General features: G+C 64.0%; 24 protein-coding genes. 13 read left to right on the top strand and 11 right to left on the bottom strand.

Annotation, left to right across the window (positions count from 1 at the left end):
• Window positions 1–94 precede the first annotated feature (94 nt).
• Both ACP8ML_RS03870 and ACP8ML_RS03865 read left to right on the top strand, forming a co-directional pair.
• Complete coding sequence (locus tag ACP8ML_RS03870; protein WP_117189302.1) at window positions 95–1,519, top strand: protein kinase domain-containing protein; 1,425 nt, start codon at window positions 95–97, stop codon at window positions 1,517–1,519.
• Window positions 1,520–1,568: 49 nt separating this feature from the next.
• Complete coding sequence (locus tag ACP8ML_RS03865; protein WP_261795789.1) at window positions 1,569–2,528, top strand: DMT family transporter; 960 nt, start codon at window positions 1,569–1,571, stop codon at window positions 2,526–2,528.
• A gap of 12 nt (window positions 2,529–2,540) precedes the next feature.
• Here ACP8ML_RS03865 and ACP8ML_RS03860 read toward each other — a convergent pair whose 3' ends face one another.
• The 4 genes from ACP8ML_RS03860 to ACP8ML_RS03845 form a co-directional block, all read right to left on the bottom strand.
• On the bottom strand, window positions 2,541–3,188 hold the full coding sequence (locus tag ACP8ML_RS03860) for an MBL fold metallo-hydrolase (protein ID WP_016667291.1): 648 nt from the start codon (window positions 3,186–3,188) through the stop codon (window positions 2,541–2,543).
• A 78-nt stretch (window positions 3,189–3,266) separates the two neighbouring features.
• Complete coding sequence (locus tag ACP8ML_RS03855) at window positions 3,267–4,685, bottom strand: class II 3-deoxy-7-phosphoheptulonate synthase (protein WP_171048580.1); 1,419 nt, start codon at window positions 4,683–4,685, stop codon at window positions 3,267–3,269.
• A gap of 72 nt (window positions 4,686–4,757) precedes the next feature.
• Window positions 4,758–5,330: a 1-acyl-sn-glycerol-3-phosphate acyltransferase gene (locus tag ACP8ML_RS03850; protein ID WP_171048595.1), complete on the bottom strand. Its 573-nt coding sequence runs from the start codon at window positions 5,328–5,330 to the stop codon at window positions 4,758–4,760.
• Window positions 5,331–5,481: 151 nt separating this feature from the next.
• Window positions 5,482–6,237: a lysophospholipid acyltransferase family protein gene (locus ACP8ML_RS03845; RefSeq protein ID WP_016667288.1), complete on the bottom strand. Its 756-nt coding sequence runs from the start codon at window positions 6,235–6,237 to the stop codon at window positions 5,482–5,484.
• Window positions 6,238–6,297: 60 nt separating this feature from the next.
• Between ACP8ML_RS03845 and ACP8ML_RS03840 the strand changes: the two genes are divergently transcribed.
• Window positions 6,298–6,705 (top strand): hypothetical protein, encoded by a 408-nt coding sequence (locus ACP8ML_RS03840; protein ID WP_065673619.1) that lies wholly within the window; start codon window positions 6,298–6,300, stop codon window positions 6,703–6,705.
• A gap of 4 nt (window positions 6,706–6,709) precedes the next feature.
• Here ACP8ML_RS03840 and ACP8ML_RS03835 read toward each other — a convergent pair whose 3' ends face one another.
• Both ACP8ML_RS03835 and ACP8ML_RS03830 read right to left on the bottom strand, forming a co-directional pair.
• Window positions 6,710–7,780 (bottom strand): ROK family glucokinase, encoded by a 1,071-nt coding sequence (locus ACP8ML_RS03835; RefSeq protein ID WP_117189304.1) that lies wholly within the window; start codon window positions 7,778–7,780, stop codon window positions 6,710–6,712.
• 6 nt (window positions 7,781–7,786) lie between these two features.
• Window positions 7,787–8,923 carry a C40 family peptidase gene (locus tag ACP8ML_RS03830; protein ID WP_171048581.1) on the bottom strand — a complete coding sequence of 379 codons (1,137 nt, stop codon included), beginning with the start codon at window positions 8,921–8,923 and terminating at the stop codon, window positions 7,787–7,789.
• Between the two features lie 311 nt (window positions 8,924–9,234).
• Between ACP8ML_RS03830 and ACP8ML_RS03825 the strand changes: the two genes are divergently transcribed.
• Window positions 9,235–10,980, top strand: coding sequence for a DEDD exonuclease domain-containing protein (locus tag ACP8ML_RS03825; protein ID WP_171048582.1), 1,746 nt, complete (start codon window positions 9,235–9,237; stop codon window positions 10,978–10,980).
• Here the strand turns inward: ACP8ML_RS03825 and ACP8ML_RS03820 are convergent.
• A complete protein-coding gene (locus tag ACP8ML_RS03820) occupies window positions 10,915–11,493 on the bottom strand; it encodes a rhomboid family intramembrane serine protease (RefSeq protein ID WP_036910428.1) in 579 nt (192 codons plus the stop codon). The two genes, ACP8ML_RS03825 and ACP8ML_RS03820, sit on opposite strands and share 66 nt — an antisense overlap.
• Before the next feature lie 198 nt (window positions 11,494–11,691).
• A complete protein-coding gene (locus tag ACP8ML_RS03815; protein WP_016667282.1) occupies window positions 11,692–12,204 on the bottom strand; it encodes a peptidylprolyl isomerase in 513 nt (170 codons plus the stop codon).
• 183 nt (window positions 12,205–12,387) lie between these two features.
• Between ACP8ML_RS03815 and ACP8ML_RS03810 the strand changes: the two genes are divergently transcribed.
• The 3 genes from ACP8ML_RS03810 (at window position 12,388) to ACP8ML_RS03800 (ending at window position 14,994) form a co-directional block, all read left to right on the top strand.
• On the top strand, window positions 12,388–13,530 hold the full coding sequence (locus ACP8ML_RS03810) for a sunset domain-containing protein (protein WP_117189305.1): 1,143 nt from the start codon (window positions 12,388–12,390) through the stop codon (window positions 13,528–13,530).
• Between the two features lie 264 nt (window positions 13,531–13,794).
• Entirely contained in the window at window positions 13,795–14,274 is a 480-nt protein-coding gene (locus ACP8ML_RS03805) for a hypothetical protein (RefSeq protein WP_065673615.1), read from the top strand.
• A gap of 9 nt (window positions 14,275–14,283) precedes the next feature.
• A complete protein-coding gene (locus ACP8ML_RS03800) occupies window positions 14,284–14,994 on the top strand; it encodes an A24 family peptidase (protein WP_016667279.1) in 711 nt (236 codons plus the stop codon).
• Here the strand turns inward: ACP8ML_RS03800 and trpD are convergent.
• Together trpD and ACP8ML_RS03790 are read right to left on the bottom strand one after the other, a co-directional pair.
• Entirely contained in the window at window positions 14,981–16,033 is a 1,053-nt protein-coding gene (gene trpD, locus ACP8ML_RS03795; RefSeq protein WP_117189306.1) for an anthranilate phosphoribosyltransferase, read from the bottom strand. The genes ACP8ML_RS03800 and trpD overlap by 14 nt on opposite strands.
• Window positions 16,034–16,047: 14 nt before the next feature.
• The gene (locus ACP8ML_RS03790; protein WP_117189307.1) at window positions 16,048–16,491 is read right to left on the bottom strand and encodes a response regulator transcription factor; all 444 of its coding nucleotides are present in this window, start codon (window positions 16,489–16,491) and stop codon (window positions 16,048–16,050) included.
• Between the two features lie 253 nt (window positions 16,492–16,744).
• Here ACP8ML_RS03790 and ctaE point away from each other — a divergent pair, with 253 nt between their 5' ends.
• From ctaE to qcrB, 4 genes are read left to right on the top strand one after another with little or no spacing between them, the layout of a single operon-like run.
• Entirely contained in the window at window positions 16,745–17,440 is a 696-nt protein-coding gene (ctaE, locus tag ACP8ML_RS03785) for an aa3-type cytochrome oxidase subunit III (protein ID WP_429830894.1), read from the top strand.
• A 30-nt stretch (window positions 17,441–17,470) separates the two neighbouring features.
• Complete coding sequence (gene qcrC / locus ACP8ML_RS03780) at window positions 17,471–18,274, top strand: cytochrome bc1 complex diheme cytochrome c subunit (RefSeq protein ID WP_065673612.1); 804 nt, start codon at window positions 17,471–17,473, stop codon at window positions 18,272–18,274.
• Complete coding sequence (gene qcrA, locus ACP8ML_RS03775; protein WP_036910312.1) at window positions 18,241–19,323, top strand: cytochrome bc1 complex Rieske iron-sulfur subunit; 1,083 nt, start codon at window positions 18,241–18,243, stop codon at window positions 19,321–19,323. The genes qcrC and qcrA overlap by 34 nt, the downstream gene beginning before the upstream one ends.
• On the top strand, window positions 19,323–21,002 hold the full coding sequence (gene qcrB / locus ACP8ML_RS03770) for a cytochrome bc1 complex cytochrome b subunit (RefSeq protein WP_065673611.1): 1,680 nt from the start codon (window positions 19,323–19,325) through the stop codon (window positions 21,000–21,002). Before qcrA ends, qcrB begins: the two co-directional genes overlap by 1 nt.
• Before the next feature lie 45 nt (window positions 21,003–21,047).
• Here qcrB and ACP8ML_RS03765 read toward each other — a convergent pair whose 3' ends face one another.
• Window positions 21,048–21,365: an MGMT family protein gene (locus ACP8ML_RS03765; RefSeq protein ID WP_016667272.1), complete on the bottom strand. Its 318-nt coding sequence runs from the start codon at window positions 21,363–21,365 to the stop codon at window positions 21,048–21,050.
• A gap of 40 nt (window positions 21,366–21,405) precedes the next feature.
• On the opposite strand from ACP8ML_RS03765, the gene ACP8ML_RS03760 reads away from it, so the two are divergent.
• On the top strand, window positions 21,406–22,890 hold the full coding sequence (locus tag ACP8ML_RS03760) for a GuaB1 family IMP dehydrogenase-related protein (RefSeq protein WP_117189309.1): 1,485 nt from the start codon (window positions 21,406–21,408) through the stop codon (window positions 22,888–22,890).
• A gap of 64 nt (window positions 22,891–22,954) precedes the next feature.
• Window positions 22,955–23,611, top strand: a complete 657-nt coding sequence (locus tag ACP8ML_RS03755) for an NAD(P)H-binding protein (RefSeq protein WP_117189310.1) — start codon at window positions 22,955–22,957, stop codon at window positions 23,609–23,611.
• The last annotated feature ends 29 nt before the right edge of the window (window positions 23,612–23,640 follow it).

Raw genomic sequence — 23,640 nt, 5'->3', positions numbered from 1 at the left:
TCACCCTCCAATTCCCTCATGGGGACTGCGCATACACTTCGAGGTGGGCCGCACCCCCTTCTTCCCCGACCGTGCGTGAGGCGTAATCGTGAGCATGACCATGAGCACTGACCCCTTGGTGGGTCACATCCTCGAGGGTCGCTACGAGATCGTGTCCAAAATCGCTCGTGGCGGGATGGCAACCGTTTATCGAGCCCAGGATTTGTGCCTTCCTCGCATCGTCGCGGTCAAGGTCATGCACGAGGGACTCGACGCGGAACTTGCGGAACGATTCGACTCCGAGGCCAAAGCGGCAGCGCGGCTCGTCAACCCCCATGTGGTGTCGGTCTTCGACCAGGGGATGGATGGGGAGCGCCCGTTCATCGTCATGGAATACGTGCCTGGGTGCACCTTGCGCCACATCATCACCCAGGAGGCGCCCCTCACCCCGGTGCGGGCCCTTGATCTCCTCGAGCCGGTGGTGTCTGCCCTGGCCAGCGCCCATGAGGACGGGCTGGTGCATCGCGACGTCAAGCCCGAGAACGTCCTCATCTCGGACCGCGGCCAGATCAAGGTCGCTGACTTCGGTCTGGCACGTGCCGTCGGCAACCAGACGATGTCCGCGACCTCCGGGCAGCTGATCGGGACGGTGTCCTACATTCCTCCTGAAAGGGTGACACGAGGCAGTTCCGACGAGCGCTCGGACATCTACTCCGCCGGTATCGTGCTCTTCGAGATGCTCACCGGCCACAAACCCCATACCGGGGACTCCCCCATTCAGGTGGCATGGGCGCACGTCAACAAGGACGTGCCCGCTCCCTCCCAGTACCTGGCCAATGGCACCCGTGCTGAGCGAGACATCGCCTGGCTCATTCCGGGCTACCTCGACGGCTTGGTGCGGGCATGCACATCGCGCGACCCAGCCAAGCGTCCTTCCGATGGACGAGCCCTTCTCGACCTGATGCGTCGTGTTCGCCACGCCCTCTCGACGGGGCGAAGTGACGACCCGGCTCTGGCCGCCCTGCAGGCACGCGCATCCCGGCCCAGTGTCGTCATCACCGATCCCGTGGCACATGCTCCCCAAGGATCCACTGATCGTTCCACCCGCCGTCGTGGTGAGCCGATTCACCCCGGGACGGCGTCGGTACCACCGTGGTCACGCAGCAACGCCACACCGGTATCCCCGCACACTCCCGTCTCGACACCGGATTCGCCATCGTCACCGATGGATCGGCACCCCGCTCCCCGACCAAGCCGGCCCGCCGCACCCGTCAACCGTGGTCGACCGCGTCCTGCACATCGACCAACAAACCAGCCAACCCTCCACTCCCGATTGGCGCAGGATGCCGTCCATCGCCGTCGTCGTGGGGTCATCGCGACCGTCTTCATCGTCCTAGTGGCGGTGCTGTGCGCATATCTGGTCTTCCACTTCGCGTCCTCCCAGTACTCCGCGAGCGGCCTTCCAGGAGCAAATCCGGTCGCGCGAACAGCCGTTCACAACGAATCATCCGGAGTGCACACCGTCTCACAAAATATTTGACGTCATTTTGGGTTGCAGAGCGAAGATTCTCCCGCGTATCATCTGATTCGTGGTTGGTTTTCGTTCTTCGCGCCTTGCTGTGCCCGCACTTCTTCTCATGGCTGCTCTCTGGGGATCGACCCTGGTCGTCATGAAGGGCGTCTACGCCCACATGAGCCCGGAAAACCTGCTCGCCTGTCGCTTTGCCCTCGCTGCGGCCGCCTTCGGGATCCTCTTTCCCAAGGCTTGGCGTACGGACATGCGCACCATCACCAAGGGAGCCATCCTCGGCGTCCTCTTCGCTGCCGGACAGCTGCTCCAGTCCATCGGGCTGAGCAGCACCGAGGCCGCGACGAACGGATTCATCGCCAGCCTGTACGTCGTCTTCACCCCGCTGCTGGCAGCCGTCATCTTCCGCAGGAAGGCGCCCAATGCCGTGTGGGGAGCTGTTGCCCTGGCGACCGTCGGTATGGGGGTGCTGGCCCTTGACCCGTCCTCCATCGGGAGCGGGTTCGGTGGTGTCGGCCAGCTGTTGACCCTGGCGTCCGCCCTGGCCTACGCCGGCCACATCGTGGCGACCGGACGTTTCGCCAACCCGTCCAATGTCGCGTCGTTGGGCCTCTACCAGACCATCACCGTCGCCGTCGTCTGTACCATTGCGGCCTTGCCCGGTGGCCTGAGTGCTCCCACCCACATGGAGGATTGGCTCGCCCTGGCCTACCTCGCCGTCATCTGCGGCACCCTGACGACCTTTATGCAGAGTTGGGGCCAAGCCCGCGTCGAGTCCACCCGTGCCGCCGTCATCATGTGCACCGAGCCGCTGTGGGGAGCCATCTTCGCCATCGGTCTCGGCGGCGAGACCCTCACCGGTCGTATCACGATCGGCGGTATCGCCATCCTGGCCGCCATGGTCCTCGCCGTCCGCCCGCCTCGTCGTCGTCGCGGTGCACCTCAGCACCACACCGAGCCTCCGGCGTCCCAGGTCAATCCGGCCTGGGCTCCGAGGTTCGGCATGGACCGAATGCTCTAAATCCTTTAAAAGTCAGTCCTCGGGAACTTCCCAGGGGTGGCCACCGCGTAGATCGTGGAAGATGGTCGGGACCATCTCCTGGTGACGATCGAAGGACAGCTGCCAGCCTCGCTCGTTGAGCAAGCCGTCATGGATGAGGAATCCATGACGGGCCCCCACAGACCTTGCGAAGTCGAGGGTCTCCTTCATAGCCGCCCATGGACCATGGGCTGGGCAAGCCAGGACGTCGACTCCTCGCGGAGTCTCGTCCAGCTCGTCACCGGGATGGAAGAGGATCGTGCCGAGTCCCTCACCGATGAGGTACCCGACGTTGCCGATCGGCTCGAGATCCCGATGGATGATCGCGTGATGACCACCCACAGCCTCGATCCTTACCTCACCGAGCTGCAACACGTCACCTGGAGAGATGGGATCGGCGTCAAGGGCAGGGACCTCGTGGCACGCACCCTCCTCAGCACGGACGACGGCCCCGGAGTTGGCGTCGACCAGAGCACCAACGTGATCAGGATCAACGTGATCGGGGTGTCGATGGGTGACGAGGATGGCGTCCAGGCCGGTCAGCCCGTGCCAAGCCTGGCTGAAGTTGCCAGGGTCGACGAGGATCCGCTGCCCGGCTGCTTCGACGAGGATGCAGGAGTGCCCCAGATGCGTGATTCTCATGTCTCTAGTGTTCCGCCGCCACCAGCCGACGGCAACCAGTTCAGCGACATTCGCCGCTGAACTCGCCCACCTGACTCATCACAGATCGATGCCGCGGAACCTCGCCAGCGGGCTGACGGCATTGCGCTTGAGACGACCGTCAGCCAGCCTCTCGGCAATCATGAACGCCAGTTCCAAGGACTGGTTTCGGTTCAGACGCGGGTCGCACGCAGTTTCGTACCGATTTGCCAGGTCAGCCTCGGCGAGCATGTCGATGCCGCCCAGACACTCCGTGACGTCGTCACCGGTCAACTCGATGTGCACGCCCCCTGGCCAGGTGCCCAGCTCTTCGTGGACGTCGAAGAAGCCATTTACCTCGTCGCAGACATCAGCGAACGACCGCGTCTTGTAACCGTTGTCGGTCTCGAAGGTGTTGCCGTGCATCGGGTCACAGCTCCACACCACCTTGCGGCCGGTGGCCTCGACCGCCTCGATGACCTTTGGCAGGTTGGTGCGTACTGCCTTGCTGCCCATCCGGGTGATGAAGGTGAGACGTCCGGGCTCGTGGTCCGGGTCAAGAGAGTCTGCGATGGCGACGGCATCCTCCCCTGTCGTCGTCGGGCCGAGCTTGACCCCCAATGGGTTGCGTACATGACGCAGGAACTCGACATGGGCGCCGTCGAGCTGACGGGTCCGCTCGCCGATCCACAGCAGGTGACCCGAGCAGTCGTAGGGCAGCTGGGAGCGTGAGTCGATCCTCGTCATGGCGTGCTCGTAGTCGAGCAACAGGGCCTCGTGGCTGGCGTAGAAGTCGACGGTGGAGAGCTGATCGTCCTCGACTCCACAGGCCATCATGAAGACCAGTGCCCGCTCAATCTCCGATGCCAACGCCTCGTACCGGGCCTCGACGTTGGAGTTACGCACGAAGTCGGCATTCCACGCATGGATGCCACGCAGGTCGGCGAAGCCACCGGTGGCAAACGCCCGCACCAGGTTCAGGGTCGCTGCTGACGCGTTGTACACCCCGACCAGACGTTTGGGATCGTGCACGCGTGCATCCGGGGTGAACTCAAACCCATTGACGGCGTCACCCCGGTAGCTGGGCAGCGTGAGGCCGCGTCGGGTCTCGATGTCCTTGGAGCGCGGCTTGGCGTACTGTCCGGCGATCCGGCCAACCTTGACCACCGGGAGCTGACCGGCATAGGTCATGACGACTGCCATGGACAGCAGCACACGGAGTTTTCCTTTGATATTGGCGGCATTGACGCCGGCGAAGGTCTCCGCGCAGTCGCCACCTTGCAGTAGGAAGGCCTCGCGATTGGCAACCGCTGCCAGATGGGCGCGAAGGTCATCGCACTCCCCTGCGAACACCAGTGGAGGCAGAGCGCGAAGCTGTTCGATCACCTCGCCAGTCGCCTGGGGATCGGGGTAACTCGGTTGCTGGACCCGGGGCAGGGCGTTAAGGGCCTCAAGACTGGGAACGCTCTGGGACATGGCCGGGAGTCTACTTCCCCTCACCGCCATCATTGCTTCCGTTCCGCACAGTGAGGGACTTGACAGTCTCACTCAGGCCCGTGCTCGACCCGGCTCTCACCGGCCCGGGTGAATGCCGTGTTCTGCCAACCGATCAGCCAGCGAGGCCTTGCGGGCCTGAAGCTGAGCAGCCAGTCGGGCCTTCTCCTCCTCGCGGGCAAGCTCCTCGGCGTCGCGGGCGTTCTCCTGGCTCAACTGTTCCTCCTCGGCCTGACAGCGCCTCTTGCGATCCCGCCTCAGCTTGCGCATACGTGAGATCCAGATGAGTGGGCGCGGCCGAAGATCTCCCCTCACCGCCGGATGGTCCTGATAGGTCAGTCCCGTGAGATCACACAGAGCCAGAGCGATGTCGTCGGCAGCCGCTCTCAGGACCGCGTGGGAGTGCGGCGTGGCGGCATGGCGAGACAGGTCGACAGGATCACCGAGGACAAGCCCTCCGTCGGTGACCTGAGCTGGCACGACGAGGGCCCCGGCAGCAAGCGCCAACCGGGCAACCTCGACGTCAACCCGATGGATCTGCCCTGCCCAACTGTGCACCCCCTCAGGTGCCATGACGACGACGCAACCCTGAGACAGGTGTTCTCGTGCCTCGCCATGGGATTGCTCGCCCCTGGACCGACGTCCGGACATCCGGTAGACCTTGCGTTTCGCTCCTGACAGGCACTGCTCGGCCGTCGCCAGATCTCCGCGACGACGCAGATGAACCGCAACGATCACTGGTTGAGCGGGCAACGGTTGGCCTGTCACCTCGCCATGGGATCGACGCAACCAATTCATACCATCAGGCCTTCGCCACGCGGGGCGGCGGCACGGGCTTACCGCCTGGTCGGGGTTTGACGAACTTCGAGACATCCTTGCCCCGCAGATTGCCGTGCTTCACCCGGAAGCCATACACGTCGACATATCCCTGGCCGGTGAGATCGCTGATCGCTCCCATCACCTCATCGGTGACCCACCGCAGTACCGCAGTCTCCTCGGTGCGATCAGCCAGCACGTCGAAGTGCATGGGCTTACCGAAGACGATGGTCGGGTGCTCCAGCAACGGGATGCCGAGAACCTTGCGCCTCACCGTGGTACCGCTGATACCCACCGGCACGACCGGAGCTCCCGAGCCCAGGGTCATCCGGGCAACACCCGTCTTACCCTTATAGAGTCGGCCATCAGGCGAGCGAGTTCCTTCCGGGAAGATGCCGACCAGGCCGCCCTCGGCGAGTCGGCGTTCCACCGGCCCCATGGCGTTGACGCTGGTGCGGCCACCCGAGCGATCCAGCGGCACCTGATCAACCGCGCGCAGGAACCACGCGACCACCTTCGACCAGAATCCACGGTCCCCGGCGAACAGCTCCTTCTTGGCCGGATAGGTGAGTTTCCGATCAATCATGGACGCCACGATGATGGGGTCCAGGGCCGCAATGTGGTTACAGGCCAGGATCACCCCACCCTCGGCGGGTATGTTTTCCTCACCGATGACACGGGGGTGCCACAGGGCTCGCACTCCTGGTCCGAAGAGCGCATACTTGAAGAACTCGTACCACATGGGGCCTCCTCGGCGACCAAGCCTAGCGGCACCTCGAGTTCCCTGACGGGCGGAGGGATGATGGACAGCGACGACAACGATGTCGATGCCGCATTCGAGGAGCTCATTGGTCGCGAATTCGGAGAGGTTGTCACCGCCCCGGGTCGCCCTCCTCCCCATGACCGACCGGCACGGCGTGCCCCGGCTCCCATTCCCCTCGAGCCGGCACCCGATCCCGACGAGATTGATGAGCCATTACCCGTCGGATCACCATCTCCGACGAGCCCGGTCACAAAGGTCGGACTCATCCTGGTGGCGATCTGCATCGTCACGGTGTTGCTGTCGATGGGAGGGATCAACATCCCCGGAACAGCGCTCATTCTGGCGATGACGTCAGGAGGAGCCGGAGCGATTCTGCTCATCTGGCAGGCCATCACCCGGCGGGAACGCGACGACGCCGGCCCGTGGGGCAATCATTCTCGGCTGTAGCCGCTCATCTGTCCCGGACGACGGGCCCGGTAAGGGTCTCAGTGAGACTTTGACGCAGTGTGCGACGTGGTTTGCGGACGGCAGTACGTCGGCGCGGCCAGAAACCGCGCGCCAGGCCCGGAGGCTCATTAATGGAGTGACGGGCGAGATCGGCAGCACCGATCAACCCTGCGTCGTTGCCGAAATGAGCCTTCTGGATGTCAGCCATGGGCCGGAAACCTCGACCGGTGAGGGTGCGGGCATACACCGTGCGGGCGGGCTCGAGCAGCAGGTCCCCGGCAGTACTGACGCCCCCGCCAACGACGAAGAGATCAGGGTCGAGGGCGGCGGCAAGGTTGGCCATGCCACGGCCCAGCCAGATACCGATGTCTGCAATGAGTTCGATGGCCAACCGGTCGCCGTCCACGGCCGCGCGGGTGACATCAGGGCCGACGAGGTTATCAGGATCACGATCGGTGACATAGGACAACAGATCCTGGACCCCGGGAGCTCCTTCCGCCAGGAGGGCGCGAGCATCCCTCACGAGAGAGTTTCCGGACGCGTACTGCTCCCAGCAACCACGGTTGCCGCACGGGCACCAGTGACCGTCTGGAACAACCGTCATATGGCCGAATTCACCGGCCATGCCATAACGACCACGGAACATCCGCCCATTGATGACCAGCGCCCCACCGATGCCGGTTCCCAGGGTGAGACACACCATGACACGCGATCCCTTGCCAGCTCCGAACCGGAACTCGGCCCAGGCGGCTGCGTTGGCGTCATTGTCGACGAGAACGGGGACGGTGATGCGCTCGGAAAGACGATCCCGCAGCGGCTCGTTACGCCATGCCAGGTGCGGGGAAAATCGCACGAGCGCCTGCTCGGTGTCTATCCACCCCGCAGCCCCGATACCGACCGCGCAAATCGGGAGGTCGTAAGACAACTCACGAACTGATTCGACGATCGCGTCCTCGACGGCCTCCGGACTGCGAGAAGGAGTCGGGCACTGGATATGCCGAACAATCTGGCCATTTTCATCCACGACACCAGCGGCAACTTTCGTGCCGCCGATGTCTATACCGACGCTAAGCAAGGAAGGTCAGCCGAAGCGGCGCGCACCCTGGTACGAGGTCTGTCCCGCCAGGACGGAGATCTTGATGCCGGTTCGCGGGCTGGATGCGTGAACGAACTTGCCGCCACCGATGTACATGCCGACGTGGGTGATGCCCGGGTAGAAGAAGACGAGGTCACCCGGTTGCAAGTCGGACGTCGCCACTGGGCGACCTGCCGCGTACTGAGCGGCTGCGGTTCGCGGAAGACCGACGCCAGCCTTGCCCCACGCGGCCATCATGAGACCGGAGCAGTCATACCCGGACGGTCCAGTTCCGCCCCAGATGTAAGGCTTGCCGAGCTGGGCCATCGCGAAACTGAGAGCGGCCTGAGCACGGGAAGAGACACTTTCCGAAGGAGCAGGGATCGAGACCTGATCACCCTTCGCGTTCTGAGCGGTCTGCCGAGCAGGCTGGGGAGCTGACGGAACAGCAGAACGTCCCGCAGTCCGGGGTCCCGCAGCCCGGGACACGACGTTGGCGGTCGAAGCAGCCGCGTCCGCAGCCTGGCGACGCTCAAGCTCGGCACGCTGCTGTGCGGAGAGGCGCTCGACGACCTCCTTGGCCTCCTGCTCCTTCTTCTTGGCGTCAGCCAGCAGCTTGGCCTGCTGGTCACGCTGAGCCTGGATGGTGGCTCGGTCAGTCTGGGCCTGCGACTCCAGGGAAGCCAACCGGGCCTGCTGAGCCTGAAAATCCTGGAACTGTTCAGTGGTGCGATCGGTGACGTTCTGGACGGTTGCCAGCTTGGACAGGAACTGGCCGGAGTCACTACTGGTCACGAGCTGGGTGGTCGTCGAGACACCGCGGCCGCTCTGGTAGTCGCTCAGAGCAACACGACCGAGGGCCTTGCGCATAGTCGCCACCTTGGCAGACTGCACACCGAGGTCCTTCTGCGAACGATTGAGATCCTTCTGAGTCTTGTCGAGAGCAGCCTGGGCCTTGGTGTAGTCCTCCTGCACCTTGGCGGTCTGCTCGTCGAGCTGAGCCAGGCGGACCTTCGCCTGATCGATGGGGTCAGGAGCAGCCTGAGCTCCAAGCTCAACCGATCCCACCGTGCCGAGGATGATCGCTCCCGTCATCGCAGCTACTGCGACGCCCCGTCCACGTCGAGGGGTGCCACCACTCATCTGAGAAGCTCCAAATCTGCGCTCCACTGTCTACCCTTCACCATCACCTGACCAGTCCGACCGCATCATGACGCGGTGGGACCGAATCATCCGTCCAACTGTGATTTGGCCGTCGAGCCCGGACCATCCCTGCCGACTGAGAGAATCTTATGTGGTCCTCAGGAGCTGGGCAACTCCTCGGGGAAAACGCTCACACCAGTACGCGTCCATCGCCGATATCCGGGCGCGCCACGGCTCTGACACGGCTGTTCTCCATCGGTCTCGCCCATGTGCAACACATCCTGTCACAGGGAGTGTCTACCGTCCCGATCATGACCGCACCTCTCCAGCCCTCCTTCGACGATCTGGGCACTCCTCTACCCGACGTCACCTTCTGCGTCGTCGACCTCGAGACCACCGGCACTGGCGACAATGCCCAGATCACCGAGATCGGGGCGATCAAGGTGTGCGGAGGTCACGTCGAGGGTGAGTTCCAGACCCTCGTCCGCCCGTCCGGACCAATTCCGGCTTCCGTCCAGGTCCTCACCGGCATCACGGACACCATGGTCCGGCCTGCACCACCACTGGACGCCGTCCTGCCAAGTTGGTCAGAGTTCAGTCGGGGTACGGTGCTGGTGGCCCACAACGCCCGCTTCGACGTCAGCTTCCTCAAGCGGGCCTATGCCGAGCACGACTACTCGTGGGAAAACCCTGCTGTCGTGGACACCCTCGCGCTGGCTCGCTCCGTGCTCCCCCGTGACGAGATTCGCAACTACAAGTTGGGCACCCTGTCCCAGTTGTTTCGGACCACGACGACGCCGTCTCATCGCGCACTGGCTGATGCTCGTGCGACTGTCGACGTCCTGCACGGTCTCATCGAACGAGTGGGAAACCTCGGCGTCACCACCTTAGAAGACCTGCTGGAGATGACTCACCGGGTCCCCCGAGTTCGGCGACGCTGCCGGGTGTGGGCCAAGGGCCTCCCGGAAGGACCTGGCGTGTACTGGTTCTGCCTCGACAAACCAGCGCCCTCCCCGCCCGAGGTGCTTTACGTGGGCACGTCGGTCAATATTCGACGACGGGTGTCGCAGTACTTCACAGCCTCCGAGACGCGGCGCCGGATGGACGAGATGGTCCGGGTCGCAACAGGGGTGCAAGCCCGAGAATGCTCGACTCGTCTTGAGGCGGGAGTGCGAGAGCTACGTCTCATTGACGCCCACCAGCCGCGGTACAACCGTCGTTCGCGTCGCCAAGGGTCGGTGTGGTGGGTCACCCTCACTGACGAAGCTCATCCCCGCCCCTCTGTGGTGCAACAGGCCCATCGCGACTCACAGCCGCCGTGGGGACCATTCACGAGTCGTCGAGCGGCAACTCGCGCCGCCATCGTCCTCGCTGAAGCGTTTGGCCTTCGACAGTGCAGCGGATCACTGTCACGTCATCCTGACGGGTGCCCGTTGGCGGAGATGGGACGGTGCTCAGCCCCTTGCCTGAATCCTGCCACCGACTACTCAGCAATCGTCGACCGCACTCGCACGGCCATGACCTCGGACGTCCGTGATCTCACAGATCGGCTTGCGGAACGAATCGCCCACCTGTCCGACGCCGAGCGCTTCGAGGAGGCCGCGGAATACACCGAGGACGCCCGAGAAGTACTGAGGGCCACCCGACGACGTGCCCGGTTGGCGTCCTTGGCGTCCTGTCCCCAGATTGTGGCGGCCCGGCGGGAAGCCGCTTTCTGGGAGATTCACGTCGTCCGACATGGCCGACTGGTTGGAGCAGGACGATGCCGCACAGGAGCCGACCCCATGCCTACCATCGATGCGATTTGCGCAACGGCGGAGAGCGTCGCCCCTCCCCCAGCAGGTCTACCGGCATGCACCGTCGAGGAAGCCGAGTTGGTTGCATCGTGGTTTGAAGAGCCTGGGGTCCGGCTCGTTGACATCACCGGGGAATGGTCATGGCCAGCCCACTGTTGGATGGCCACGGAAGAACTCGCCGTGCGAGTAGCCGCCTCACACCACCCAGGTGACGACGAGGGCGGCGAGACAGACCGCGAGGATTGCCAATCCCGCCCCTAGCTGGCGACGGTGTGAGGACCACCGGGTCTGCAGCCATGCCCAGCCAGACACCGCTCCAACGACAACTGCGCCGATATCGGCGATCCAGGTGTACGACCCAATCACGATGGCCCAGATGATGAACATCGTCAGCAACACAACGTCCGCGCGAACGTCCTGTTTCTGGACGTACTTGACGACCGCCGATGCCGCCATCAAGCCAAACAAGCCACACAGGGATCCTTCGAAGCAGTACGGCGCCCCCGCAAGGCTGATCGCCGTCGATCCACCAACCCCACACAGCAGGTACAGGAAGGCGAACTGCACCGAACCGGTCATCGGCTCGATCTGATGGCCGATGAGCACCAGGACCAAACCGCTCAGGACGGCACCGAAGATGGACGACGTCGTCAAGGAGAAGACCAGCGGCCGCCAGATCTGGAAGTCATAGGCCTTCACGGCTCCAGAGGCCAACATCGACGACAAGGGGGTGAATTGTGCCGCAATAGCCACCAGCACGGTCACGACGGCCAGGGCCAGCGACGCCGGACACAGTGCCGGGGCGGGGCGGACGGGGTGCTCACTCCATCGGTCAGGCATGAATCTCCTCCGGTCCAAAGCCGTCGATGACGGGGAAAGGCGACAGTGGTGGAAATGCCCCGAGGTGCGGCCACCTCGGGGCAGGCACCCTGGTTCTCGCGAACAAGCCCGCGGGGACCAGGGCACTAGGCGTCAGGACAGCTCGACGCTCTCGATGACGACCGGCTCGACCGGACGATCCATACGGCCAGTACGAACCTGAGCGATCTCGTCAACGACCTTGCGGGACTCCTCGTTCGCAACCTCACCGAAGATGGTGTGACGACGGTTCAGGTGCGGGGTCGGGGCGACGGTGATGAAAAACTGGGAACCGTTGGTGCCCGGCCCTGCATTGGCCATGGCCAGCAAGTAGGGCTTGGAGAAGACGAGCTCGGGGTGGAACTCGTCAGCGAACTGGTAGCCGGGGCCGCCAGTTCCGGTACCGAGGGGGCAACCGCCCTGGATCATGAACCCGTCGATGACACGGTGGAAGGTCAAGCCGTCGTAGAACTTGCCAGTGGTCGGCTGACCAGTGTGCGGGTCGACATACTCCTTGGTGCCGCCAGCCAGGCCGACGAAATTCTCGACGGTCTTGGGAGCCTGATCGGCAAAGAGATTGAGGACGATGTCGCCGTGGTTGGTGTGCAGAGTCGCGGTAGAGGCCACCTGCCTGCCTTCCTATGAGAAACGATGTGGTCGATCCCAGACTACTGAGTCTCACACTGGACTGACCGGAATTGACTCTCCGGTGAACACCAGGAACTGCGGTTCCCTGGTCTGAGGGCTATTTGATGGATACCGTGGGGAGTGCTCGATCACGAGCTTTATCCCATACGAATTGGAGGAACCGTGTCCTGCAAGAAGAAGGCTTCCCGCAAGACCGCCGCCGCAAGCAGCCCCAGCACGCTCAAGGAGCAGCGTGCACAGGCGCTGGAGATCGCCGCCGCATACCTCACAGCCGCCCAGGACAAGGCTGCTCCGCTGGCCTCGCAGGTCAATGACAAGATCGGGCCGCTGACCGACCAGCTCTCGGACAAGATTGGCCCCATCTCGGAGAAGCTCGGACCCATTTCCGACCAGGCCGTCGAGGCTGGCAAGAAGGCCCTTGACGTCTCGAAGGAGTACGCCCAGGAGAAGGTTGTCCCGACTCTCCACCAGGCTTATGACACCTTCCAGAAGGACATCCTTCCCGGACTCGAGGAGCGTGCCGAGAAGGTCACTGCCCTGCCCGCCGTCGAGGAGGCCACCCGTCGCGGACAGGCCGCCGTCTCCGCCCTCAAGGGCGAGTCGACTGAGCTGGCCGCCAAGGCTGGCATCGAGACGAAGTCGGTCAAGAAGGCCAAGCGCCGCGGCAAGTTCGGCAAGGTGCTCGGCACCCTCGCCATTCTCGGCGGAATCTCAGCTGCTGCCGTCGTCGCCAGCCGGCGCTTCATGAGCTCCTCCGACGATGGCTGGACTGCCCATGAGCCCAAGGTCACCTACTCCTGGACTCCAGGAGACAAGGATGAGATGGCTGACAAGCCCGCTCCGAAGCCGGCCTCCAAGGCCGAGGAGAAGTCTCAGGACAAGTCTGCCGAGAAGGCTGAGGCCAGCCACGGTTCCAAGCCGGTTGCCAAGCCCGAGCCGAAGAAGAAGGACAAGTCAGTTCCGGCCGACCCCGTCGCCGCCATGGCTGACGAGGGTGGTCCCGCAGCCGCTGCTCCCGAGACGACCGCTGAGACCACCATCTTCGTCGACGAGGGCGCTCGCTCTGAGACGACCACCAAGGACGGCGCCACCAAGGCTCCCGAGGAGAGCAAGAAGGACGAGGAGCCTAAGGCCACCTCGTACGTCGGTGAGAACCCGCCGGAAGGCTACGTCATCAAGGGCAATGACCGCTCGATGAAGTACCATGTCCCCGGTTCCGGCGGTTACGACCGCACCATCGCCGACGTGTGGTTCGCCACTGAGGAGGCCGCCCAGGCTGCCGGGTTTACCAAGGCCCAGCGCTGAGTTCTCATTCCACGATTTCGACGGGGCTCGTCACTCGACGGGCCCCGTCGTCGTGTGTATCGAACGTTTCGCGGAGGTGAAACGGCTCCACTCACGTACCCGATTCCCATTTGTGTAATCCAGTGTCGTTGCATGGCCCGCAATGTAACAGTCATGTAACAACATAGTTTTGATGTCACATTGGGCTTCTGCGGTGGCACTTATGCCCATTAGATGAGTGTTCAACGTCCCTCGGGGCACACCACCGACAGAAAGGCCTGTCACATGATTGGACCCGATCTACAGTCCTCGGCAGCGTCGACAGCATGGGTCGACGCCCGCTACTTCTCCCTCCACGTCCGTTCCCTCGTTCACGAATGTCGCATCCCATGGCGAGTCATCGCCCTCCTCGCGCACGTCCCCAGCCAGACCGTCCGACGGCTCGCCGGGCAGGGTGACCGGCCCCTGCAACGGATTCGCGTCATCGATGCCATGCGTATCCTCACGGTCAGTGTCGATGATGTCGAGGCAGCACGCGAAAGGGTCGTACCAGCCGGAAGTACCCGGACCAGGGCTCTCGCCCTTCGGAAAACTGGTTGTGACGTCGAGGACATCGCCGCCATGCTCGACGTGACGATCCCCCAGGCTCAGGCCCTCCTCGACGGAGAGGAAGACGTGTGCACCGAGATGACGCGACTTCGGGGTCGAGCGGCATGCGAGGCCCGTGGCCTGATCGCCACCCCCGAGCCCATCACATCCTTGTGAGCCATCCTCATGTGGGCCGTCATCGGGATTGCAATCTCCTGCGGGCTCGCGCTGTGGCATCTTCTCATCACCGTCCCCCGGCTGGCAGAACCAACTGTCGAGGTGGTGGGTGACGAGATCCTGGCCATCAAACCGCGATATGACTCCCTGGCCACACCGGCCCGGACCCTTATCGTCATCGCAACAGCCGCGGTATGTGGATTTTCCTCAACCCTTGCTCCACGGTGGAGTTGGGGACCCTGGTGGGTCTGGTCCGGATCGGTCGCGACCCTGGCAGCCGTCGATCAAGCAACCACTTTCCTGCCGGTGAAGTTGTGGCGTCGATGTGTCGCCGAATCAGCAGTCGCACTCGTCGCAGGTATGGCTATCACGGGACCACCGCACTTACCAGCCCTGGCCGGATGCGTTGCCGTGGCAGCAGTATCAACAGGTTTCTTCTGGCTGATGTGGCGGCTGAGCTCCTCCCTTGGGTATGGGGACGTCAGGCTGTCAGCCGGGACGGGGTTTCTCGGTGCGACCACGGGCGCCCTTGCCCCTCACCCAGACGTCTTCCAGGCTGGCATGACGACTTTGCTTGCCTCAACCGTGCTGGGAGCGGTAATGGCGATCGTGACGACACTCATCCGCCGATGCCGACCCTCACCATGGGGATCAGCATTTGCATACGGCCCGGCCTTGTGGGCCGGGCCATGGGTAGCGCTTGCAATCAGTCTGAGGTAACAGCGATCCAGCGATCGAGGCGACCACTGGCAGCCCCGGAATCAATGGACTGGACAGCACGTTCCAGCTCCTGAGCCAGCTGCGGGACGAGCTCCTCGTCGATCGTCGGCCCGTCATGGGCCAGCAAGGCTGCCGCCGCGTTCAGCAGGACGATGTCGCGCACCGGGCCGTGCTCCCCCGCCAAGACCTTGCGAACGACTCCAGCGTTGAACTGCGGGTCCCCACCCACCAGGTCAGCCGGAGCAGCCGGAGTCAAGCCCAAGGCGGCCGGATCAATCTCGGTCTCGACAACCTTGCCGTCGGAGATAACCCAGACCTGCGACGTCGTCGTGGTCGTCAGCTCATCGAGACCATCCTCGCCATGGAAGACCAGTCCGCGAGTGCCTCGCGCCGCCAAGGCGTCGGCGACCAGCGGAGCCATGGCATCATCTGCGATACCGATCGCCGCAGCATGCGGGCGGGCCGGGTTCGTCAGCGGGCCGAGGAGGTTGAAGGTGGTCTGGATGCCGAGCTCCTTGCGGGCCGGAGCGGCGTGACGCAAGGAAGCGTGGTAGCGCGGGGCGAAGAGGAAGGTCAGGCCCACCTCGTCAAGAACATCCGCCTGGCGCTCCGGATCAATGTCGACTCCAACGCCGAGAGCCTCCAAGCAGTCTGCCGTTCCGCAGGCAGAGCTGGCAGCGCGATTGCCGTGCTTGACGACCTTGGCCCCGGCGCCAGCGGCAACGAGGGCCGCCATCGTCGAGATGTTGACAGTATTGGCGCGGTCGCCACCGGTACCGACGATGTCAACGGCATCGCGATCCAATTCCACCGGTGTGGCCTGGGAAATCATCCCCTCCGCCATGCCTGCGATCTCATCGGCGGTTTCACCCTTGGCCCGCAGTGCCACTGCGAAGCCCGCAACCTGTACTGGAGTCAGTTCTCCGGACAGGACCCTCTCCATCGCCGCGGCAGCGGTGCCACGATCCATGTCGCGCCTCGCAACGAGATCGGTCAGCAGGTCAGCCCAGGTGAACTCGTCGATGCGATCCTCGGACATGAAACTCCTTCGAGTCAGATGGTCTGTGCGGCAGGCTTCGCAGCCTCGCCACGGGAAACACGAACCACTGACGCCACCGTCTGGGGCAGGGCCACCGGATCGACAGGATGGGTGGCGACGGCGTCAGCACGGGACCAGGACGCCAACCACGCATCGGCGATGCGAGCCACCAGGAGGACGACCGGGGGGCAATCCTCAACCTCATCCTTGAGCTGATGGCACACCCCCATCCCGCCGTACGGAGTCGATTCGCCGTCAGCAACCAGGACGTCATAGTGACCGCTGCTCATGGCATCGACGACCGAGGCCTGGGTAGCTGTCTCGATGACCTCGGCACGCGGAAGGTCCGAGGCGATCGTCCCGCTCAACGCGACCTTCATCTGCTCACGAACAGTACGATCATCGGAGTAAACGAGAATCTTGAGAGCCCCCGACGGCTCCCCGTGCTTGTCACCCATGAGCGGCCCTTTCCCTCGACTGTGTGGGACTGACTGAGCTGCCGGCCACCAGCAGGCCGGATGCAACACGGGTGATGCTACAGCCTACGGCGCCTCATTGGGTCTGAGACCATCCTGACTACTGAGACGACCGGTATCACACCTTCGGACAAAGCGCTGCATTTTGCCATCTGGCCCCAGAGAGTCAACCTCGGATCGAACTGGAACGGCGAAACGACATGACCAATGACACATTTCCGGCCATAATGAGGCCGTGGCCACTTCAGCGCAGACTTCACAAAGACCGACGGGCGCCATCCATCCGATCGCGCCGACGCGGCTCAACGCGCCGGCGGGTCGTCCCGATGCCCTACCCATGGGTGTCTGGGTGTGGCTGGCGAGCGAGCTCATGTTCTTCGCCGCTCTCTTCGCGGCCTACTTCATGATTCGCCAGACGACGAGCGACTTGGCAACGGCTGGGCAGCAGACCCTCTGGCAGACCGAATCCGGTCACCTGGCCGTCGGTGCCGCCGCCATCAACACCCTTATCCTGGTGCTGTCGTCGGTGACCTGTCAGATGGGTGTTCACGCCGCGGAGCATGGCCAGGTCAAGCGGACCAAGGGCCTCGGCGCCATCACCTCCTGGGGCATGCGCGAGTGGTACACCCTGACCTTCATCATGGGCGCGGTGTTCATCGCTGGACAGGTCGCGGAGTACATCACCCTCATCGGCGAGGGTCACACCATCTCCTCGAGCGTCTACTTCTCGGCCTTCTTCCTGGCAACCGGCTTCCACGGCCTGCACGTGACCGGCGGCCTGGTCCTGTTCCTGTTCACCCTTGCCCGCACCTACATGGCTCGTCGGTTCACCCACGAGCAGGCGGTCACGGCAATGGTCGTTTCCTACTACTGGCACTTCGTTGACGTCGTGTGGATCATCCTGTTCTCGGTGATCTACATCGTGCGCTGACCCCCCAACCCGAGAAAGGTGACTGTGGTGATGAGATTCCTCTCCACGAAACGGCACAGCCGGGCAGCCAAACCCGTGCTGCTGCTCCTGGCCTTGGTGCTGGTGGGGTGTGTGTACGCCTTCGTCAGCCCCGCGGCTTCTGGGCAGGCTGACGCCAATGCGTCGACCCAGACGGCCCAGGGCAAGGAGATCTTCCAGCAGAACTGCTCCTCCTGTCATGGCCTCAACGGCGAGGGAACCACCCAGGGTCCGTCCTTGGCCGGTGTCGGCGCGGCTGCCGTTGACTTCCAGATGGGCACCGGCCGCATGCCGATGGCTCGCCCCGAGGCTCAGGCCCCTTCCAAGAGCACGAAGTTCACCGATGAGGAAATCGCTTCGGTCGGCGCCTACGTCGCCTCTCTGACCCCCGGCCCGGAGGTCCCCTCCTCCCAGACTCTCAACACCTCGGGATTGAGTGCTGGGGAACTGGCTCGGGGCGCTGAGCTGTTCAAGACCAACTGCTCAGCCTGCCACAACATCGAGGGACGCGGTGGAGCGCTCCCGGAAGGTGCCTACGCGCCTTCCCTTATGAAGACGTCCGACAAGCACATCTACGAGGCCATGCGCACCGGCCCGCAGCAGATGCCGGTGTTCTCCAAGTCGGTCATCACCGACCAGGACGCCCGAGAGATCATTGGCTACCTCCAGACCGCACATTCTGAGCCCAACAACGGCGGATTCGCCCTCGGCGGCATCGGCCCGGTCACTGAGGGCTTGTTCGGTTGGATCATCGGCATTGGCGGCCTCATCCTGGTCGCCGGATGGCTGGCACGGAAGGGGGCTCGCGCGAAGTGAGCGACAAGTACACCGAACGCAACGACCTGCCGGTCGAGAACCCGGGCGTCGAGCCCCACGTCGAGCGGTACACCGACGCCAATCCGAAGGCCGGAAACCGGGCCTACCTCCAGGTGATCACCCTGCTGGGACTGGTCCCCGTTCTCGCCATCGCCTTCGTCGTCTTCTACTTCGCGATCCCCCGCGACGCCACCATCGAGATCGGGCCGCTCCACATGAACGCCTCGACCTTCGCGCTGGGTCTGTGTGCCGGCCTCGCGGTGCTGTTCATCGGCATCGCCTGCATCCACTGGGCCAAGCAGGTCATGGGCGACGAGGAGATCGTTCAGGAGCGGCACCCGGTCAATTCCGATACCGCTGATCGCGAGGAGTTCGCCAAGCAGTGGCGCATCGGCGCCGAGCAGTCCGGGCTCTCCCGACGCAAGCTCATCGGCAGCGCCCTTGGCGGTGCCATCGGCATCATGGCTGTCCCGGCCATCGTCACCCTTGCTGACCTCGGCCCGAAGCCCGGCCCCGGAATGCGTCGCGCCACCATCGAGCGCACCATCTGGGCCGAGGGCGTCCGACTCGTCAACGACATCACCTTCCAGCCGATCAAGGCCTCCGACCTCGAGATCGGCCAGCTGGTCAACGCGGAGCCCGAGAACCTCAAGGATCTCGAGGGCGCTGAGTTCCAGCGTCAGAAGGCCAAAGCCGCCATCCTCATCGTCAGGATGGATCCTGATTCCATCAAGATCCCCGAGTCCCGCAAGGACTGGCAGGTCGGCGGCATCCTGTCCTATTCCAAGATCTGCACCCACGTCGGTTGCCCCGTCAACCTGTGGGAGCAGCAGACCCACCATCTGCTGTGCCCCTGCCACCAGTCGACCTTCGATCTCGGTGACTCCGGTGTCGTCGTCTTCGGTCCTGCCGGACGCTCACTGCCGCAGCTGCCCATCACCGTCGACGACAAGGGTTACCTGGTCGCTCGCAGCGACTTCACCGTTCCGGTGGGCCCGTCCTACTTCGAACGAGATTCTCGTCACGACTACAAGAAGGGTGACAACTGATGGCCCGGCCAACTGGCATCGCCGAGGAATCACCCACCCTGCGCACTGCGACGGCTGACGACAAGCCCTCGGGCCGCGGGATGCGGATCGTCAACTGGCACGACGACCGTTTGGGTCTTGCCAAAATGGGCAAGGAGAACCTGCGCAAGGTCTTCCCTGACCACTGGTCCTTCCTGCTGGGCGAGATTGCTCTCTACTCCTTCGTCGTCCTACTGCTCACGGGTGTCTTCCTCACCATCTGGTTCAAGCCGTCGATGGCCGAGGTCGACTACAACGGTCCGTACCAGTTGCTCAAGGGAACGCCCATGTCGGAGGCGTTCGCCTCCACTCTGGACCTCTCCTTCGAGGTGCGTGGTGGCCTACTGGTCCGCCAGATCCACCACTGGGCAGCCATCCTCTTCGTGGCAGCAGCCACCGTCCACATGCTGCGCATCTTCTTCACGGGTGCCTTCCGCAAGCCTCGTGAGATCAACTGGCTGATCGGCCTGGGGCTCTTCATGCTGGCCATGGTTGAGGGCTTCGCCGGATACTCGCTGCCTGACGACCTGCTCTCGGGCACCGGTCTCCGCTTCGCCGACGGTCTGATGCGTGCCATCCCGCTGGTGGGCACGTGGGTTGAGTTCTTCGTCTTCAACGGCGAGTTCCCCGGCACCGCGATCGTGCCCCGTCTCTACATGGTGCACATCCTGTTGATCCCGGCCCTGCTGCTGGGCCTGGTGGCCGCGCACCTCGCCCTGGTCGTGTACCACAAGCACACCCAGTACCCGGGCCCCGGACGGACGGAGAAGAACGTCGTGGGCTACCCGCTGTTCCCGGTGTATGCCGCCAAGGCCGGTGGCTTCTTCTTCGTGGTCTTCGGCGTCCTGACCCTCATGGGCACCTTCATGCAGATCAACCCGGTCTGGAAGTTCGGCCCCTACAACCCGGGCGAGGTCACCGCTGGATCCCAGCCTGACTGGTACATGGGTTGGCTCGAGGGTGCTGTCCGTATCACACCGAACTGGGAGTGGCACATCGGTCACACCACTTGGAGCTGGAACATCTTCCTGCCCGGTGTGTGCCTCATGGGTGTGCTGTTCACCCTCTTGGTGGCATGGCCCTTCGTCGAGAAGTGGATCACCGGTGACGAATCGGAGCATCACCTGCTCGACCGTCCGCGCAACGTCCCGACGCGTACCGCCCTCGGTGTCGCTGCCATGAGCTGCTACGCCATGTTCTGGTTGTCGGGTGCTAACGACATCATCGCCACCCACTTCCACCTGTCGCTGAACTCGATCACGTACTTCATGCGTGGTGCGATCTTCATCGTCCCGATCATCACCTACCAGATCACCAAGCGGATCTGCGTGTCCCTGCAGCGTGCTGACCGTCAGCGCCTGCTGCACGGGTCGCCCTCGGGTGAGATCATCCGCGAGCCCGAGGGCGCCTTCCACGAGGCTCACGTGCCGGTGAGCGAGGAGGAGGCCTGGACCCTTACCCAGCAGAAGACCTACCCAGTCCTCACCGCTGGCTCCATTGACGACCGTGGCCGTCGCGTCAGTAAGAAGCGCGCTCGCTGGATGAAGTGGTTCCTCGGTGACAACGTTCCCAAGGTCACCCGTGAGGAGTTGGAGGCCGCTCGCCACCACACCGAGATCGGTTCCGGTCACTCCGCGGGTAATGCCGAGATCACCAACTGATCCCTTCTGAACCCGTACGAAGGCCCCTCAACCGAGGGGCCTTCGTCATGCCTGGATGCGCAATCTCTGCCAGTTGAGCTCCCACTCCTGCGGATCGGGGGCATGGGCGCGCAGCATATCGACTCCTCCACCCAACCCTTCGTCGTCCCAGTGACGGCGAGCCTCTTCCATGAGGTGATCGGGCAAGGTCCCACGCACGTTGGTGACTCGCCACCACTCCACCTCATGACCGTGACCGGCCATGATCGTGCCGACCCGTCGTGGGGAGGTTCCGACGAGCTCGGCAAGGTCGGAGTAGGACACCACCGTTCTCGGCGGCAGGGCTTCCACCGCGGCCAATACGTCATCGATGATCGAGCTCACGACACCAGTGTGCCGCGACCCGTCAGGACATGACTGGAGAATGACGACGTGGGAGAATAAGGACGTGCGTTTTCTCAACGAGCAGCCGAACTACGACCTGACGTACAACGACGTCTTCATGGCCCCGAACCGTTCCTCGGTCGGATCTCGGATGAATGTCGATCTGACGTCGACCGACGGGCTAGGCACTCCCCTGCCCCTCGTCGTGGCCAACATGACCGCGATCTCCGGACGACGGATGGCCGAGACGATCGCCCGCCGCGGCGGCATCGCCATCCTGCCCCAGGACATCCCCGCTGACTTCGTCGCGAGGTCCATACGTCGGGTCAAGGGTGCCCACACCCGCTTCGACACCCCGGTCACCGTCAATCCCACGACGACCGTCGGCGAGGCCATGAGTCTGCTCAACAAGCGCGCCCACGGCGTCGTCCTCGTCATCGAGGACCATCGCCCGGTCGGACTGGTCTCCCCTGCCGAGGCGGAGGGCGTCGACCGCTTCGCCCAGTGCCATGAGGTCATGACCACCGACCTCACCCTGGTCGGCCCTGACGCCAGTCCGGACGACGTCTTCCAGGCCCTCGCAGAGCGTCACCAGAAGGTCGCTGTGGCCGTCGACGAGACCGGCGTCCTCGTCGGCATCATGACGTCCCGTGGCGCGCTGCGCACCGAGATCTACCGCCCTGCCGTCGATCCCGACGGTCACCTCATGATCGGCACTGCCATCGGCATCAACGGCGACGTCGCCGGTCGCGCTCGTAGCGCTCTGGACTCCGGTTCCGACGTCCTCGTCATGGACACCGCTCACGGCCACCAGGACCCCATGATCCGGGCCATTGGCGTGGCAGACGAGGTTCGCACCGCCTTCCAGGAGAAAACCGGACGCCGTATCCCTATCGTGGCTGGCAACATCGTCACCCGGCGCGGCACCCTGGACCTGCTGGAGGCCGGGGCGGACATCATCAAGGTCGGTGTTGGGCCGGGCGCCATGTGCACCACCCGTATGCAGACCGGCGTCGGGCGTCCTCAGTTCTCCGCGGTTCTGGAGTGCGCTGAGGCAGCAACCGAGGCCGACGGGGCCATCTGGGCTGATGGAGGCGTCCGTCACCCCCGTGACGTCGCCCTCGCCCTGGCGGCCGGAGCCGGATCGGTCATGATCGGCTCGTGGTTCGCCGGCACCCACGAGTCCACCGGAGCTATGCTCGTCGATCACGATGGCCTCCTGTACAAGGAGTCCTTCGGAATGGCCTCGGCCCGGGCAGTGCGTCACCGCACCCGCCAGCGCAGCGCCTTCGAGAGGGCCCGCGCTGCCCTGTTCGAGGAAGGGATCTCCCAGTCGAAGATGTACCTGGACCCCCAGCGTCCTGGAGTTGAGGACCTCGTCGACTTCATCACCTCCGGAGTGCGATCCTCCTGCACCTACGCCGGCGCAGCCAACCTCGAGGAGTTCCACGAGAAGGCCGTCATCGGCGTGCAGTCCCCCTCGGGGTACGAGGAGGGACGTCCTCTGCAGCGCAGTTGGACCTGAGCTGCTGGCGAACTGTCCACGTCACTCACCCTTGCCGACCTCGGTCGGTTCTAGGGTGAGTGACATGACAGCAGATCGAATCCTCATCATTGGTGGCCACGGGCACGTGGCCAAGCACTTCACTCAGCACGCCACCGAGAAGGGACGCCACGTCGATTCCGTCATTCGGCGTGAGGACCAGGCTGCTGACGTCGTCAAGTGGGGCGGCAATCCCATCGTCGCTGATGTGACCTCCTTGCGGCCTTCCCAGTGGGACGACCTCGTCAACAGCCATGACGCCGTGGTGTGGTCGGCCGGGGCCGGTGGTAAGGGCAGCCCCGAGGACACCTACGCCGTCGATCGCGATGCCTGCAAGCACCTCGTCGACGCCATTGCGCGTTCCCCCCACGGACCGCGGTTCGTGCTCATCTCGTGGTGCGGAAGCCCCGACCACGGTGTCCCCTCCGACAACGACTTCTTCCCCTATGCCGACGCAAAGGCCGATGCCGACCGCCACACCATGCGCTCGACGGTTCAATGGACGATCCTCGGCCCGGTGACCCTCAGCCACGATCCCGCCACCGGCATCCATGTGTTGGAGGAGGGCGAGGACTACAAGGACGCCACTGTGTCCCGTGAGGCCGTCGCTCAGGCGGCTCTGGCTTGTCTGGACGACGAGACCACGGTTGGCCGGTTCATTCGCTTCCGTGACGGTTCTCAGCCCATTGCAGAGGCCATCTGAGCCAGGACCACGCAGCAGTATCCTCCGAC

The sequence above is a fragment of the Cutibacterium sp. LaCa_255 genome, assembly GCF_057458005.1.
This window is presented reverse-complemented; position numbering and strand designations above follow the sequence as displayed.